The 16,267-nt window shown below is 60.4% G+C and carries 17 protein-coding genes; 2 read left to right on the top strand and 15 right to left on the bottom strand.

The genetic code is table 11. The features are described from left to right. Positions 1 to 11 precede the first annotated feature (11 nt). From M0D64_RS22835 to M0D64_RS22805, 7 genes are all read right to left on the bottom strand, one after another. Positions 12 to 869: a helix-turn-helix domain-containing protein gene (locus M0D64_RS22835; protein ID WP_266259345.1), complete on the bottom strand. Its 858-nt coding sequence runs from the start codon at positions 867 to 869 to the stop codon at positions 12 to 14. Positions 870 to 1,011: 142 nt separating this feature from the next. Then, complete coding sequence (locus tag M0D64_RS22830) at positions 1,012 to 1,560, bottom strand: carboxymuconolactone decarboxylase family protein (protein ID WP_266259343.1); 549 nt, start codon at positions 1,558 to 1,560, stop codon at positions 1,012 to 1,014. A gap of 195 nt (positions 1,561 to 1,755) precedes the next feature. After that, the gene (locus tag M0D64_RS22825) at positions 1,756 to 2,976 is read right to left on the bottom strand and encodes a porin (RefSeq protein WP_266239655.1); all 1,221 of its coding nucleotides are present in this window, start codon (positions 2,974 to 2,976) and stop codon (positions 1,756 to 1,758) included. A gap of 80 nt (positions 2,977 to 3,056) precedes the next feature. Further along, complete coding sequence (locus tag M0D64_RS22820; protein ID WP_266259342.1) at positions 3,057 to 3,599, bottom strand: hypothetical protein; 543 nt, start codon at positions 3,597 to 3,599, stop codon at positions 3,057 to 3,059. 89 nt (positions 3,600 to 3,688) lie between these two features. Then, a complete protein-coding gene (locus M0D64_RS22815; RefSeq protein WP_266239657.1) occupies positions 3,689 to 5,032 on the bottom strand; it encodes an MFS transporter in 1,344 nt (447 codons plus the stop codon). A 113-nt stretch (positions 5,033 to 5,145) separates the two neighbouring features. Beyond that, a complete protein-coding gene (locus M0D64_RS22810) occupies positions 5,146 to 5,505 on the bottom strand; it encodes a protocatechuate 3,4-dioxygenase (RefSeq protein WP_266259341.1) in 360 nt (119 codons plus the stop codon). Then, positions 5,502 to 6,347, bottom strand: a complete 846-nt coding sequence (locus M0D64_RS22805; protein WP_154558466.1) for a gallate dioxygenase — start codon at positions 6,345 to 6,347, stop codon at positions 5,502 to 5,504. Before M0D64_RS22805 ends, M0D64_RS22810 begins: the two co-directional genes overlap by 4 nt. 467 nt (positions 6,348 to 6,814) lie before the next feature. On the opposite strand from M0D64_RS22805, the gene M0D64_RS22800 reads away from it, so the two are divergent. Both M0D64_RS22800 and M0D64_RS22795 read left to right on the top strand, forming a co-directional pair. After that, entirely contained in the window at positions 6,815 to 8,062 is a 1,248-nt protein-coding gene (locus M0D64_RS22800; protein ID WP_266259340.1) for a LysR substrate-binding domain-containing protein, read from the top strand. An 87-nt stretch (positions 8,063 to 8,149) separates the two neighbouring features. Beyond that, entirely contained in the window at positions 8,150 to 8,506 is a 357-nt protein-coding gene (locus tag M0D64_RS22795) for a hypothetical protein (protein WP_266259339.1), read from the top strand. Positions 8,507 to 8,816: 310 nt separating this feature from the next. Here M0D64_RS22795 and M0D64_RS22790 read toward each other — a convergent pair whose 3' ends face one another. From M0D64_RS22790 to M0D64_RS22755, 8 genes are all read right to left on the bottom strand, one after another. Beyond that, positions 8,817 to 10,436 carry a methyl-accepting chemotaxis protein gene (locus M0D64_RS22790; protein WP_266259338.1) on the bottom strand — a complete coding sequence of 540 codons (1,620 nt, stop codon included), beginning with the start codon at positions 10,434 to 10,436 and terminating at the stop codon, positions 8,817 to 8,819. Positions 10,437 to 10,545: 109 nt separating this feature from the next. After that, complete coding sequence (locus tag M0D64_RS22785; RefSeq protein ID WP_233464743.1) at positions 10,546 to 11,676, bottom strand: porin; 1,131 nt, start codon at positions 11,674 to 11,676, stop codon at positions 10,546 to 10,548. A gap of 189 nt (positions 11,677 to 11,865) precedes the next feature. Further along, on the bottom strand, positions 11,866 to 11,997 hold the full coding sequence (locus M0D64_RS22780) for a hypothetical protein (RefSeq protein WP_266259337.1): 132 nt from the start codon (positions 11,995 to 11,997) through the stop codon (positions 11,866 to 11,868). A 101-nt stretch (positions 11,998 to 12,098) separates the two neighbouring features. Beyond that, on the bottom strand, positions 12,099 to 13,112 hold the full coding sequence (locus M0D64_RS22775; RefSeq protein WP_154558469.1) for an ABC transporter substrate-binding protein: 1,014 nt from the start codon (positions 13,110 to 13,112) through the stop codon (positions 12,099 to 12,101). 279 nt (positions 13,113 to 13,391) lie between these two features. After that, entirely contained in the window at positions 13,392 to 13,550 is a 159-nt protein-coding gene (locus tag M0D64_RS22770; RefSeq protein WP_166618145.1) for a hypothetical protein, read from the bottom strand. Between the two features lie 148 nt (positions 13,551 to 13,698). Then, positions 13,699 to 14,268: a phasin family protein gene (locus M0D64_RS22765; protein WP_266259335.1), complete on the bottom strand. Its 570-nt coding sequence runs from the start codon at positions 14,266 to 14,268 to the stop codon at positions 13,699 to 13,701. 104 nt (positions 14,269 to 14,372) lie between these two features. Next, entirely contained in the window at positions 14,373 to 14,570 is a 198-nt protein-coding gene (locus M0D64_RS22760) for a hypothetical protein (protein WP_266259334.1), read from the bottom strand. A 576-nt stretch (positions 14,571 to 15,146) separates the two neighbouring features. Then, entirely contained in the window at positions 15,147 to 16,253 is a 1,107-nt protein-coding gene (locus M0D64_RS22755) for a 4-oxalomesaconate tautomerase (RefSeq protein WP_266259333.1), read from the bottom strand. Positions 16,254 to 16,267 lie beyond the last annotated feature (14 nt).

Here is a 16,267-nt window from a genome sequence, read left to right as displayed (position 1 = left end):
GCCTCTGCCGCTCACTGCTGTTGCTGGACCGCGTCGAGCATCTCAAGATGACGCGCTTCCGTCTCGTCGTCTGCGGGGAACATGCATTCGATACGCAGCTCCTGTGCCGCGACGGCTTGCGGCGTGCCCACGGTTGCGACCATTGAAAAGTAATTCAGGACCTTGCCGCCCTTGACGAAACCGATTGGGATCACCGGCATGGCCGCAGCAGCGGTCCCGGTTTCCACGGTGCGCTGCGAAGCCTTCAAATCAGGCTGCACATCCGGATAGGCACGCAGCGCGGCAAGCAACTCGTGCGTCTGTTCGTCGACCACGCGACCGACCGATTCCCGATAGACACGCTGAATCAGGCTATTCGACACCGCTTGCCAATCGGCAACGAACGGACGCATTCCATCCGGATCGAAAATCAGATGCAGCATGTTGCGCGGCCCCTTGCGCGCAGCCATATCGATGAAGCAATTGAAAAAGCGCGGCGCGGATTCGTTGGTCATCAGCACGTTCCAGTAGCGGTCCATAACGAGTGCGGGAAACGGCTCGTGCTGACGCAACATTCTCCCAAGTGCTTTCGTGACACTCTGCATTTCCTGTGCGTTCCAGGTGCCATCGGCATACATCGGCGCATAGCCCGCTGCCAATAGCAACGTGTTGCGTTCGCGCAGAGGAATGTCGAGCGTCTGAGCGATATCCATCAGCATCTGACGGCTCGGCACGCTGCGTCCGCTTTCGATAAAGCTGATGTGACGCTGCGAGACACCCGCGTTGAACGACAAGTCCAACTGGCTGATGCCGCGCATGTCTCTCCAGTGACGCAACAACGCGCCGAGTTCATTCGGTGGCGTCTTCCTTCCGGGATTCGCAGGATTCATCGGTCTGTGGTCCGCTAGTCGATACAGATCAGGTTCGGTGATCGATGGCGCCGGAGCATCGTGGACGTCCGGCGCCAATCGGTCGTTCGAACCGCGCCGGTCAGCATACTCCCAGTTGCCGACCAACCCTTCCAGACGCGACCTATGCGGTCCAGACATATTCCTGGAACGGCGCTTCGAGCGGCGGCTTTGTGATGTTGCCGGCGTAGTTCGTGATAGTGGAAGCAGCCAGCACCGTGAGGACCTCGAGCACCTGGTCCTGACGGAAGCCGGCCTCGATAAACGGGTCCACGTCCTTATCGTCCAGGTGTCCGCGCTTTTCGATCGCTGTTTTCGTCACGGTCGACAACGCGGCATGCTTGCGATCGGCAGGTGCGCGGCCATCGCGAATCGCTTCGACATCGGCGGGTGAAAGGCCCTCTTTCAGTGCGAGCGCGGTGTGAAACGCAACCGCCCACGTACACGCGTTGGTCACTGCGTTAGTCAGCAACAGCGTCTGTATCTGCGCTTCCGTGAAAGTACCCGCATGAACCTTCTGGAAAATACCGATGAAACCGTCGATCAGCACCGGCGATTCAGCCATCGCGCCCGCGATGTTGGGGATAAGGCCGAAGTTTTGCTCAAGCTGCCGAAGCACCGGCCTGGATTGTTCGGGCGCGGATTCAATCGTGTGAATGTGAAACGTCGACATGGTATGTCCTCGATCGTAAGCGCCGCTCGGGATGAGTTGCGCGATGACCGAAGATTAGGCGTGAGTGTGCGGTCCGCCAATTACCTCGGATGTAATAGGTTTCGGTAACCGGCACGCGGCCATGCAAGCGTTCACGAAAAGCAAAAAGCCGGGTCTGAACTGCCCCCGGCCTTTCTCACCGCAAAAAACTACCAATCAGAACCGGTGAATAATACCCACACCCACCGCCAACTGACTGCCTGAGGAAGACGGCGCACTGTTATACCCATCGCCGAGTGTTGCCGTGGCGTCGATGATCTGCCCGGCGCCGTTGGTGCCCAGCGTCTTGCCCTTCGCCTTCTGATAAGCCTCCAACGCATAGAAACCCGTGCGCTTGGACAATGCGTAGTACTCGGAGAGATTGAACTGGTGGTATTGCGCATTGTCCTGAATGCCGTTCGCGCGTGTAGCACGGGTATAGCTGTACCCCGCGCCAAAATCCCACGCAACGGCCGGTTTCCAGTGCAAGACCGTACCAGCCGTATTGAAGATCGCCGTATCGTGGAACTTCGAGCCACTGCCCGGAATGTACTGGACGTTCGAATAGGTCGCCGTGATATCCCACGCGCCATTGAACTTATAGCCGCCACCCACCGCGAAACGCTGTTGCGCCTGCGCAGTCTGATAGCCGTTCGTCAACGCGGATACGCCGATCTGCGAGCCGCCGTTCGTGGTGGTCGAATCCGCGCCCCATGAGCCGCCGCCCGCGGTCGAATTGTTGATTCGCGAGAAGCCGACTGCGAGGCCGACCGGCCCCATCGCATACTGCACCGCGGTCGCCCAGGTCGAGCCTTGGTTCGTGCTGCCCGCCACGCCGCCCAGCGAATACGAGCCGCTCACCGTCAGGCCATAGAGCTTCGGCGACGTGTACTCCAGCGTGTTGTTCGCACGGTAGATCGTGTCGAGGCCGTCGATATCGCCAGGATGCGCGCCGTAGTAGCCGGTGATCCATGTGGTCGGGCTATACGGTGAGAGCAACTGGTAGTACGAAGCGTACTGGCGGCCCGCCGTGAAGGTACCGTACGTCGGGTTGGTCAGGCCGACCCACGCCTGCCGGCCGAACATCGCGTTGGTGTATTGCTGGGCACCGGTTGCCGAATTGAAGCCGGACTCGAGTTGGAAGATCGCTTTTGTGTTGCCACCTAGGTCTTCCGCGCCCTTGAGGCCGAAGCGGCTGCCCGCAAATACACCCTGCGTCATCTTGACGGCCGATTTTCCTCCGCTAGTGGAGCCGAGCGACGTCAGATTGTTCGTATAAGAAAAGCCGTTGTCGACGATACCGTATAACGTGACGCTGTTTTGCGCGAAAGCCGGCACGCAAGCCGCGATCGCTGCTCCCAACAGCACAACGTCTACTCGTCTGATACTTTTACTCATTCTCCAGATCTCCAAATCATACGTGTTATTGAAATTGTCTCAATCGGCATTGACACTCGAGGTTCGCCAAACACTTTGTTCTATCGCCCTTGCGGCTGCAGCAGTCGCTTTACCGTAAAGGCTAAGGGGACCGTGAAGAAGATATGGGACATGAAGCCACCGATGATCACAGCCGGGTCGTAGTAGTTCGGATGGTTATCGGAGGCGATCATGATTGCCACATGCATCGCGATCCACGCAAAAACCGCGTAAAACAGCGCCACGAAAGTGGCTTCGTATCCGCGCCGGCGAAAGTAAGGCCAGATTGCCGCGAACAGAACGCCCCACGCCGACGCGAACACGAAGTGAATACCCGTGCCGACGATATAAGCCCACACACCGAGCGACTCCTGCACCTGCTTGCCGAACACCAGCCCCGTCGCGTTGCGTGGAATGCCCGCCAACGGCATCAAGTGCTGCGCCCCTACCCAGACGAGTGCTTCGTAAATCCAGATGATCACGGCGCCGACCAATCCGCCGATCACGCCCGCGCGAATCATGGCCATGCGGTTCGGCCATTCCGTCACATTGGCCGTCTCACCCTTGTTGAGCCCACTTCCGCTCACGCTCAAATCGCCACTCATGTCTGCTCTCCTTCAATAACTTCTGGTTAGGGCTGCCGTGCACACAGCAGCCAACACGCCCTTGCGTGGGCCCGCCGCTGGAAACGCGTTCAGGCGTCGGCCACGGGACTCGTGATAAAGCGCAGCGCGAGACGGTTCATGACGATCGCCGCAGCAGCGATCAGCGCAGGCACAGCGAGCACCGCGAATACGGTTTCGAAACTGAATCCCAGCGACAGCAACGCGCCTCCCACGAGCGAGCCCAGAATGCCGCCGAGCCGGCCGAACCCAAGCATCCAGCTCACGCCGGTTGCGCGGGCACGAGTCGGATAACAGCTCGGGGCAAGTGCATTGAGACCGGTCTGCGCGCCGCTCATGAAAAAGCCGGCACAGGTAACGAGAACCGGCAGCAGGTTCGACTTGAGCGTGCCCATGCCCAGCGCGAAGATGAACACGCCACCGAACAGATATGCCGCACCGATCACCGCGTTGCGATCCATGCGGTCCATCGCGAAGCCGACCGCAACGGCGCCCACGGTGCCGCCCAACTGGAACATGCCGGTGATCGCGGCGGCACGCTCGACCGGCAAGCCGGCATCCTTGATCAACGTGGGCAGCCAGCCAGTGAGCAGATAGATGATCAGCAGGCCCATGAAGTACGTGAGCCAAAGCATCAGCGTGCTGAATGCGTAGCCGTCCGCGAACAGCATCCGCACCGGCGCCTTCGCAGCGACCACCGGTTCGGGCGCGGTGAAGCGCACGTCTTGACCGAAGACATGTCCGCAGACGCGGCCGAGCGTTGTCGCGATGCGTTCGGTCGACATTTTGCGCACCAGCATCAAACGCGCTGACTCAGGCAGCAGCCACAACAGCAAGGGAACACTGAGGATCGGCAAGATGCCGCCGAACATGAACACCGCGCGCCAGCCGAAGTGCGGAATCAGCGAAGCCGCCACGAATCCGCCGGCCCCCGAACCGAAGTTGAAGCCAGTGAACATGATCGTGAGCAACAGCGAGCGACTGCGTGACGGTACGTATTCGGAGAGCAGCGTGGTCGAGTTCGGCATCGCGGCGCCGAGACCCAGGCCCGTCAGAAAGCGCAGCGCAACGAGTTCCATGGGTGAGTCGGCGAATGCGCAGGTCAGGCTGAAGAAGCCGAAGCAGAGCACGGAGGCAATCAACACTTTCTTGCGCCCGATGCGATCGGCAATCGGCCCTGCCGCCAGCGCACCGATCGCGAGGCCTACCATCGCGGCGCTCATCACGGGACCGAAGGCGGCCCGGCTGACGTTCCAGTCATGCATGATGACGGGCGCGACAAAACCCATCACGGCCGTGTCCAGCCCGTCCATCATGACGATCAGAAAACATAGAACGAGGACCAGCCATTGGTACGCCGACATCTTGCGTGCGTCGATAAACGCCTTGATGTCGACTGAGTCTGCAGATTTCATGCGTGTCTCCGGAGAAAACAGTTTCCCGCCCCGGCGTTCTGTCGAAGCCGGGGTCTTCTTGGTATTGAAATGAAAAGCCGCTAAAAAAAGATGCGGCGCAGGGCCGAGTCGCCTTAGACGGCTTCCGGCACCCTGCGCGTTTTCAGAAACGCCTCGAGCGTTTCGCCTCGCATGCTGGCGTACATGCCGAGATTCGTGATCTTCACCACGCGCGCAAATTTCTCGAGGACGAAGAAACACACGCCATATCGAATCAGCCCGATCCAGTCCGTGTTGGCGACGAGCGCGCGCTCCTCCGCCGTCAGGCTGGCCACGTCGTACGCAGCGGTCCGGTTCTCCAGCCACAGCGTGCGAGCCGGCGCTTCGCGCATCTGCCAGAAGAAACGGTTCAGGCGCATCGCTTTCATACTCTGGCGGATATCGAACGGATACGTGCCCTTCAATTCCTCGATACCGATCAGTTGCGGGTTCATTGCATCACCTCTTCTTCGTAGAGGGTCACGGCCATCGCGGTGCTCGTCGCAAGGTAATAGCTGCGATGCAGTTCACGGACCTTCGGCCCGAGCGCGCCGCGCATCGCGAGCCACATGATCGTCTCGACGCTCTCCGCGCCTCCAAGGCGCACATAGTCGACATGCTTCATCGCGGCGAGACGCTGCGGCTCATGCACGATCAGATCGAGGAACTCGATGTCCCAATCAGTATTGTTGAAGCCGCTTCGCTCGCCGTGGACCTGGTGCGACAACCCGCCGGTGCCGACCACCACGACATCCAGATCCTGCTCGAACGACTCGATCGCGCGGCGCAACGCCTGACCGAGACGGTAGCAGCGGTTCGCGGTGGGCAGCGGATATTGCAGCACGTTGACTTCCATCGGCACGAGCGACATCGGCCAGCCGCCGTCGTGCGGCAACATCAGCGAAAGCGGGGAATTGCATCCGTGATCGAGTGCACGATCCTGGAAAATCGTCAGATCGAACTCGTCGTTGACGAGCTGCTCCGCAATGTGGATCGCCAGATCGGGATGACCGGTTATGTCCGGCAGTGGGCGCTTGCCTGCGCCCTCGTCCGCGAACTCGTGATTGGCCGATACACCTAGCGCGAAGGTCGGATAGCAATCGAAGAAGAAGCTGTTGGCGTGGTCGTTGTAGAACATCACCATCACGTCCGGCTTGCGCTCGGCGAGCCAATCGGCCACCGGTTCGTAGCCTTTGAAGAGCGGCGCCCACGCGGGATCGTTCTGCTTGCCCTTGTCGTACGCCATGCCGATAGTGGGCACATGCGACGTGCCGATTCCACCAATGATCCTTGCCATATCCCGTTGTCTTCCGTTGCTTCGTGCCGCGCGCCAACCAGCGCCAATCGGATGGGTCGCCGCTACCGGGGTGGCAGCCATTGCAACCATCTTGAGGTGCAACCATAAGGATCATGCAGGCTTGCCGAAAGTGCGGGTAAACCACATTCGCACCGGTTAAATTGCTCGCAAGCGCCCTGAATGCCAGTGACCGGCGCACGGATAAGCGCTGAAAGCCCCACCGGATAGGGGGTTTGGGGCATCGCTGACGAGCGTGCCGAGCCCCGGCCCAGCCTCCTGACTATCCACATGCGATAAACAAAACAGATGCCCGGGAAACGAAGTCGCAAGCCGTCTGGCAAGCGTGGTACGAGACTTGATGCGTCGCTATACTTGATGGCCTCGAATGAGTAGACACCCATGAACGAGATCACCCAGCACACGATCGCGGACACGTTGAACATCCGCCAGCCAGAACGCCACCATCCGTGAGCAGCAAAGAACTCCTCAACCTCGCGCAATTGCGAGCATTTCGACTCGTTGCCGAGATGGGTAGCGCCACGCGTGCGGCAGCGGCGCTATTTCGCGCCCAGTCGGCTGTGACGCGTTCTGTGCAGGAACTGGAGTCGGCACTCGGCGAGGCCCTCTTCGATCGCGGCCCCTCCGGCATGCTGCCGACACCCGTTGGCCGCGCCGTGCTGCAGCGTTGCGAGCGGATCTTCGCCGAACTGGAAGAACTCGCGCAGTGGTGCTCGGCGAGGCAGGCACGCCGGCGGCCAACAGCAGAAGGCGCGCTGCCGGCCTATCTGCTCAACACCCGGCGGCTTCAGCTATTCATCGCATTGGCGCGTCATCGGCACATGCCGAGCGCGGCGAAGACCTTCGGCATCAGTCAGCCGGCCGTGAGCACAGCGATCCGGGTGCTGGAAAGCGGCGCCGGTTTGAGTCTGTTCCATCGCAGCCCGCGCGGCATCCTGCTCACCACGGAGGGCGAAACGTTTCTGCTTCACGTGCGCCGCGCATTGAACGAATTGCGGCATGTGCCCGACGATATCGCCGCCCTGCACGGCAAGATTCAAGGCGCGGTGACAGTGGGCGCATTACCGCTCGGGCGCACGTTGCTCCTGCCCAAGGCGATTGCGCGGATGACCGCGCAGCATCCGGGCGTGAGAGTCGTCACTGACGAAAGCGCCTATGAGGCGCTGGTCGCCGGCCTGCGCGCGGGCGATATCGACTTCATTCTCTGCGCGCTGCGCGATAACGACGCCAGCAGCGGTCTGAAGAACGAGCGCCTGATGTCGGAAGATATGGTCGTTCTGGTGCGCCGCGATCACGCGCTCACTCGCGCGCGCGATCTGAGCATCATGGATTTGCGCGACGCGCAGTGGATCGTGCCACGCAGCAATGCGCCGGCTCGCGCACTGTTCGAAGCGCAATTCAAGCGAATGAAAGTGAAGCCGCCGATGCCCACGGTCGAGACAGCAGACCTTGCTGTGATTCGTGGGCTGCTGCTCGGCACGGACATGGTCGCGGCGTTATCGGGCCAGCAACTGCACTACGAAGTTCAGTCTGGTCAACTGGCGATGCTCGACGTGCAGTTGTACAACACCCGGCGCGACATAGGACTGACCATGCGGGCAGCCGGCACGCCCTCACCTGCGGCGCGTGCGCTGATCGACGCGATCAGGCTTTCGGTTGTCGATGTCACGCGCACGATCAGCATCGCCGCGAATTAGTCGCTGCGTACAGGGGCTTTCACAACGAGCCTTAACGCGCCATAGTCACTGGAAACTGGAATTCAGAATTACAAAGATAGCCAGAATATGCTGCTGCCGCCTTGGTCGAATAGTGACGATCAAGACAACGGAAGCAATATGAAAAGCCAACCTTTTTTGTTAGCACTATTCGCGGTCGCCGCGTTCTGGACTGCCGATAGCCAGGCCGCGCAGCCGGGTTACGCCTATTCGACGACGGTGCGTCTTTCCGACGGCAAAACGCTGAACTGTGCTGTGAACGAGCCCCTGAGCGCTGTGCGCGACACCGGTACTACGCTCACCCGACGCGAAACGACGGAAGCCGACGTATTGGCAACTCAGCGACTGCGCCTGCTCAGCGGCCCCACGTCTGAGTATCCGTCACCGTACACTGCGCCGAACGTCACGTGCGGGGCCATCAGTTGACGCTGAGTGGGACGACGGAGTTCGTGCGGCTCATTCGGTACGATGCGGAACATCGTTCGGGAAAGGATAGGGGGCGTGAGGTCCTGGCCATTCCGCCGCCGGTGGACCGCGTAGCGCATCGCATCCGGCGAGACCTGCGAGAAAGCTGCACGTGAGTAAAGCGGCGCAAATGCACCGGACTACTGCTCGACCGTTCATCGCACACCTCCTCGCATCTACCGCATACGCTACTTCTTGGACCTCCGGTCGGGGTGGCAGGTTGCACACAGGCCGGTTCGACCATCATAGAGCCGGCCTGCGGCGAGGGGTGTCATGCGAAAACCGTGCTATCTGATTCCAGTTCTGTCCGCTGGGTTCGTGGGGCGGACAGCTTGTCTGTTTCGCGCAGCCTGAACACGGCCACCGCATCGACGAGCGCACGAGCCTGGTCTTCCAGCGACGCCGCAGCCGCTGCGGCTTGCTCGACTAGCGCGGCGTTCTGTTGCGTCGCGTTGTCCATCTGCGTCATCGCGGTATTGATCTGATCAATACCGTGCGATTGCCCTTCGGATGCAGCACTGATCTCGCTGACGATACCCGTCACGTTGCGGGCCGCCGTGACGATTTCGGCCATGGTTTCGCCGGCGCGCGTTGCCAGTTCGGCGCCGTTCCTCACCTTCGCAACTGAATCGCCGATCAGTTCCCTGATCTCCTTCGCGGCGGCGGCCGAACGTTGCGCGAGCGCGCGCACTTCGCCCGCGACCACCGCGAATCCGCGTCCCTCCTCGCCGGCACGTGCAGCTTCGACGGCCGCATTCAAAGCGAGTATGTTGGTCTGGAACGCGATCCCCTCGATCGCGCCGATGATATCGACGATCCGCTTTGAACTCGACGACATGTCCGCGATCAGGTCGACCACCTGGCCAACAACCTCGCCGCCGCGTGCCGCGATCTCCGACGCATTTTCCGCGAGCGCGCTGGCCTGCCGCGCGTTATCGGCATTTTGCCGGACCGTCGCCGTCAACTCTTCCATGCTCGATGCGGTCTTCTCCAGCGTCGCCGCCTGCTGCTCCGTACGCGTCGACAGGTCGGCATTGCCGCTCGCGATCTCGCCCACGCCGTGCGTAATCGCCGCCGTTCCCTGCCGCACCTGGCTCACGGCGGCAACGAGCCCCGCCTGCATCCGGCCGAGTGCGGTCATCAATCGTCCCATTTCGTTGACGCGCAGCGTTGCGATCTCACTGGCCAGATCACCAGCAGCAATGCGCTCGAAATGGCGAATAGCGGCATCGATAGGCCGCACGATCGAATTCGTCAACGCGGATCGCGCGACGAGGCCGAGGATCATTGCAGCGGACCCGATTGCGCCGAACAGCCAGAGCAGCATATGAAAACGCTGCTGTGCCGATGCAAAGCGCGCTCTTTGCTGCTCTGCCTGAAAATCCTCCAGCGCGCGCGCGGCGTTCCGGTAGTCGCTAAACAGTGTGTCAGGCGCCTGCCGTTGCGTCGTTCGGAACGACATGAAATCGTTCTGGTCGAGCGCCGCGATTTCGGGGCCAAGCGCCTGTTTCATCAATAGCTCGCGCTTCACACGCAGCGCGTCGGTCAGCTTCCTCTCCACCTCGTTCGACGGCGGTTGCGCAGCATAGGCCGCCAGCTCGCGATCACTACTCGTCTGCTCCGCATGCACTCGCGCGAGCACCGCATCGGTTGGCTTTCCCTGCGCGACGAGCGTCTCGTACGCACCGAGATCGACTCGCACCTGCAGAAGCGCTTCGCTGCTGGCGCCAAGGTGTCGCAGCGCAGCCGTCTCTTCGCTGTACATCCTGTCGAGCGCTGTATTGGCCGTTTCGAGGCCCGCAATCGACGTTGCGATCACAAGCATCAACGCGGCCGTGTAGCCGGCGATCGTGATGGTCAGAGCGGTCCGGATACTGGTATTTCTGAACATGGCTGTCTTCCTCGACCCGGTGAGCCAAAAAAAAGCGGCGGGTGGATAAGTCCGCCGCCGCTAGTAGGAGCACATCGATGAATGAATCAGCGCGAATCTGATTCCCGGATCAGAAGCGAGTGCGCACGCCCGTGGTCAGTTCGAGCTGGTTGGTCGCGCCGAAGGTGGATCCGACGGTGTAGCCGCCATGCAGCTTCATGTAGTCGCCGGCCAGATACACTTCAGTACGCTTGGACAGGTGATAGAACGCCGACCAGTACAGCGTTTCCTTGAAACCGTTGTGGAGGCCTGACGTCGGATCGAAAGCGCCGATGTTCGCGTTCGGAATATCGCCGTCGACGTTGTAAGCGGCGTTGTGCACGCGCATTTGCTGATAACCGAGTTCGTAGTCGAACGGACCCTTGGGCGACAGCTTGAGCGACGCCGTCCACGCATTGTCCTGACGCTGACCGAGCGCGCCCTGATTGCCCAGGTAACGGAAGTAACCCGCATTGGCGCGCAGAATACCGAACGTGTAGTTGCCGCCCACCGAGAACGTCTGGTTTGTAAAGCCAACGCGATTGACATGGCTATAGAAGCCAGACACGTCGAACACACCACCGTTGTACCCGAGCGCTGCCTGGTAGTTGGAGTTGGAGCCGAAACTCGTGGAGTTGCCGAATGCGTAGCCTGCGCTGGCGAAAATGCCATTGCTGAACAGTTTCTTCCATGCCACGCCATTGTTATAACGTGTGCCGGTCGCGCTGGCCGCGTAGAAAATCATCTGCTTGAAGTTATTCGAATTGGTCCAGCCGCCCTCTTCCGTCGTCAGGCGCGCCGAGCCGTACGGGTCGCCATAGATCGTCGATGCGTCGCGCGCGATCGTGTTCTGGAAACCTGCCGTGATCTTGCCGAACGTGTCGTTCTCGATACCCACCCATGCGTCACGGTCGAAGATCTGGCCCGGATCTTCCATCTGGCCGTTGGCGACAACGAATTCGCTCTCAAGGCGGAAAATGACCTTCGTTCCACCACCGATGTCTTCCGCGCCCTTCAGACCCCAGCGGCTGCCGCTGAACCACGGTTCGCCGTCGTTGCCCATACCAATGACGTGATTGCCGTTCGCATCCGCGTGCGTCCGATAGGTGGGAAAGCTCAGGTCCATCAGGCCGTAAAGCTGGACGCTCGACTGTGCGTGCGCACCGGTTGCGGCGAAAGCGCCTGCCGTAACGGCCAAAGCCAGATACTTTTTCTTCACGATCGTCTCCTCTGATTACAACGTTGAAATTTTCGTTCTCGTCGACTGCGGTGACTGCCGTCCGAATATCCGGACAACGGCCCCGACTGCCGATGAGCGCAATCCTAGTTTTCTCAATCCTTCACGCAGCTTTCCCGTATCACCTGCACAACTAAGTGAATTCACTGATATACGTCGCTAATTCGGCGTTCGCTACGCGGTATCGATGCTGCACGGGATGGTGCCGACCCGCTTCAGCGTGGCAGGCCGTTCGGAGAAGTAAAGCGGCACGCCACCGGCGTCGAACTCGATCACCGGCGCGTCTTTTGAAACAACGTGATCCATCAGGTAAAGCCGTGCAAGTCGCCGGCACCGCGAAGGCGGCGCCGGCGGCGCAACGAAATTGCGCTGCAACAGACAGGCAGCAGCGACCGGCAAGCGCCGGCTTATTTCGAACCGGTGAACTCGTTGGTGTAGGTTTTCGCCAGCTCGATATGCTTGCCTTTGACCGACGGGTTGAACGCCGACAGCACCTTCAGCACGGTCTCGGGACCGTCGGCCGGCATCTTGCCGTCCTTCGTAAACATGGGCAGCGACGCTTTCAACGCGCTCACGTAAAGCTGTTTGTCTTTCTGATAGTCGTCAGGCATCTTCGCTGCAATTTCTTCGGCGCTATGCGTGCTGATGAATTGCATCGTGCGAACGAACGCGTGCGCAAGCTTTGCTGCTTCCGCCTTGTGGGAATCGACCCATGCCGCCTGGACATAGAGGCTCGACGCCGGGTAGGTGCCGCCCAACGCCGCCTTCGTGCCTTCGACCGAACGCATGTCGACAAGCACCTTCGCGTCGCCGGATTTCTGCAAGGCCGAGACGGTCGGCTCGGTCGTCATGCCGGCGTCGATGCGACCTTGTTTGATCGCCGCGATAAAGCTGGCGTCAGCGCCCACCGGCAGCATCGTGTATTCCGTGGACTGGATGCCGTGCTGTCCGGCGAGGTATTGCGTAAGGAAGCTTGTTGAAGAACCCAGGCCAGTCACACCCAGCGTCTTGCCCTTCACGTCCGCCATCGATTTGACCGTTTCGGCCGCTTTGGTCGATACCATTTCGACCTCGCCCGGCACTTGCCCGAACACGACGATCGCCTTGACGTCCTTGCCCTTGGTTTGCAGATCGATCGTATGGTCATAGAAACCGACGACGGCCTGAACGGCGCCGGCCAGCAGTTCGTTTTCAGCGTCAACGCCGGCTGGCTGCGACAGAAGCTCGACATCGAGCCCTTCATCTTTGAAATAGCCGAGCTGTTCGGTCAGGCGCGCCGGCAAATAGATCAACTTCGTGATACCGCCGACCATGATCGTGATCTTCTCGCCGCCGGCGGCTATCGCTTGCTGCGACGCAAGACTGAACAGCAGGCCGGAAGCAACGGCGATATGGCGCAGCGTGCGAAAGCTAGGGGTCATCGATAGTCTCCGTTATTGTCCGGTGCGGCGGAATGCCGCCCGTCTGCATCGATGAGGCGATTCTAGGGGGCCGAATCCTTCTCGCTGCTTACACGGAGACCGAGGATCCGTACGGGATTTCCATGAGAGACGAGCACCCAAAAAAAAGCCAAGGCGGTGGAGCCTTGGCTTGGAGAATTCTGCGGATCGAGCGATCCGGCAGAATCCAGAGGTGCCTGCTGCGCCTTGGAACGCAGCAGCCCCCAGGTACGGCAACAACAGCCTGGCGAGCGCGAAAGCTCAATGCCGGGCTTTGCTCCAGTGCGGCCAGTAGTGGCGGTGATCCAGATGTCTAAGCCGCTTGCGACGCATCTGCTCCCGGTAATAATGAGCGGCGACGAACACAGGTGCCATCGCCAGCACGAACGAACCCATAACGATTCCCACTGCTTCACTCATCGCGACCTCCATTGCAGAACTAGCGAACAGGTGACCACACCACTTTCAGTCCACGAATTGGACGCTGGAATTCGTGATCCCAGCATCCGTAAGCAATCCTTCATATGGGCCAGAGACCTCAACACGGGCATTGCTGCCCGCGCCAGTTCTATCGCTTCGCGCCCGCGGCTACGGGAGCCTGCTCTGAGTTGTTGCGCACGGCCTTCGATGCCGTGGCTGTGACTGCATCAAAATTACTCTCGACGGCATGCACGGCCTGCTGCCCCGTTTTCTGCAGCGTTTCATACAGGGTCGTGGTGGCGGCAATCGCGGATTTCCACGCGGCGATCGCTGCTTCGGAGCCAGTGGGAGCATGCTTCGCCGCTTCTTCGACGAGTGCCTGCACGCGATCGTTGTACCGCTCGTAGTGCGTCTGTGCGAGTTGCGTAACTTCAGCCTGAGTGGTCGATGCGATCTCGAACACTTGCTTGCCGTATGACAGCGATTTTTCCGCGAAGGGCCCGGTGAAACCGGCTTGCAGCGAGAACCATTGCGGCGGCTCCGTCGTGCCGGACGCCTTCGCCATGTTTTCCTGCGTCTCGGCCAGCGTGGCCCTGACGGCCTGCAGGTTCAGCGCGACCAGTTTTTCGACGCCTTCAAAGATCTTTCCGGCCACCCCGAAGAACGCGTCGACGTTGGCCTTCTGTGCAGCAACCTGCTCGGGACTCAATAGAGCCATGATTGAATTCCTCAAAATTCGGTCCGGCGCGCGAAGCCCCGATCAGACGGGTGTGATGCGGCGGATCGCGATGGTGAATAAATCGAAACGGGTGTCGCAGATGCCTAGCGCATCCGGGCAACCGCCTTGAGAATGGAATCACCTTCGCTTGTGATCCGGGGTCGCGAACGTCCTGACGCGAGGTTTTCCAGTGATATGAGTTGCTGCTCGAGCAGGGCGTCGAGCTCGGCGCGGTCCAGTTCGATCTGATCCGGCGCGTTCTTGATGAGCATTAAGGTAGCGAATTCATGGGGACTCAGCATATCGTCTCCTCGATTTAGTCTATCTGCACGGGAAGCATTAATTACCCCTCCAGCGTGAATGCCCGGCAAATATTCCTGCCGTCTCCGCAAAGCGATCGTTCGAGAAATCGCATCGGGGAGACGCCATCATAACCGCTCAATTTTCAAATGCAATATGCGGGATGCGTTTTATCAAAGCGGCTGTTTTGTCTGCTGAATACTTCCGCATCGCGTGGTCGCGCCTTGCTCCCGACAACACCGCCCCACCCCCGTGGATACCGGCCTGGCATGGCCGATAGGTTGATCCGGTCAACCCGCCAATGTTTGAATCGAAGGCTTAATTAACAATATCGATTCACCGTGATTTCATGGAGTCTGTTTATATTTGAATATTGTATTTATAGACCGGCACTTTATCGCGGCGACCATCCATACCGCGACATTGCGAAATATTTATTACAGCGCGCATCAATTTTAAAAATAGCCGGAATTTCAATCAGCGCGAAGGCCTCTGACTTATTTATCGGGTTGAACTCCACAACCCGCAATACCGCTAACCGCGCAGAAACCAACGGAGGCGATTCGCCTGAAGTCCGCTCAGGTCCGTGCCGGCCAGACTGCCGAAGGAATGCCGACTGCTCCGTCGAATAGCCACCTCGCTGTGCGCAACAGCGCCGCGCTCAGCACTTCAGGCTGGCCGGGGCTTCCGCCGAGAACGAGTTCCACCGTAAACTCGCCTGTCGGGTGCTCCACCGACACGCGTTTTCGCATGCCGTCAGCGTCCACATCGGCCAGGCCCGCGCAGACCGTACCCGGCAGCACCGCGGCCGTGGCCACGCTCACCGCACCGAGTACACCGATCGACGCGTGGCAGCGATGCGGAATAAAGCTGCGCGTACTGATCGTGCCGCCCTGGCGAGGCGCCGCCACCAGACACATCTTCGGGACCGTGCGCGCGCCCACATCGCCGAGATTCATCATCGGTCCCACCGCAAGCCGGATCTTTTCGATGCGCGCTTTCAGTTCTTCATCCGCGTCGAGTTGCTCGCGCGTTTCGTAGCCGGTTCGCCCGAGATCGCGCGCTCGCATGAGCACGAGGGGCATGCCGTTGTCGATGCACGTCACGTCGATACCGTCGACCGTAACCTTGAGATGCCCCGTAGGCAGCAGCGTGCCGCAGGTGGAACCAGCCGTGTCCCGGAACTCGAGCGGAATGGGCGCTGCGAGGCCTGGCACGCCGTCAATGCGGGCATCGCCTTCGTAGGTGACGCGGCGTCCCGGCGTGCTGACCGTCGCTACCGCGATCTGCCCGGTGTTGACCATGTGAATTGCGACCCGTGTGCTGCCATCGCGCGCATCCACGAGACCGCGTTCGATCGCAAACGGGCCGACGCCCGCGAGAATGTTGCCGCAGTTCTGTCCGAGATCGACCCGCGCCTCGTTCACGACGACTTGTGCAAACAGATAGTCGACGTCGGCATCGTCGCGTGTGGAGGACGAGATGATCGCCACCTTGCTCGTCAACGGATCGGCGCCGCCAATACCGTCGATCTGACGCGGATCAGGCGAACCCATCACGGCAAGCAGAACACGGTCTCGCTCAGCGGGATCGGCCGGCAAATCCGACGCCATGAAATAGGCGCCTTTCGACGTGCCGCCGCGCATCATCATGCACGGAATACGCGTTTGTGCGCGACTGGGCATGACCTCGCCTCTCC

The organism is Paraburkholderia sp. WS6, assembly GCF_030464835.1.
In the GTDB taxonomy this organism is placed as follows: Bacteria; Pseudomonadota; Gammaproteobacteria; order Burkholderiales; family Burkholderiaceae; genus Paraburkholderia; species Paraburkholderia madseniana.
This window is presented reverse-complemented; position numbering and strand designations above follow the sequence as displayed.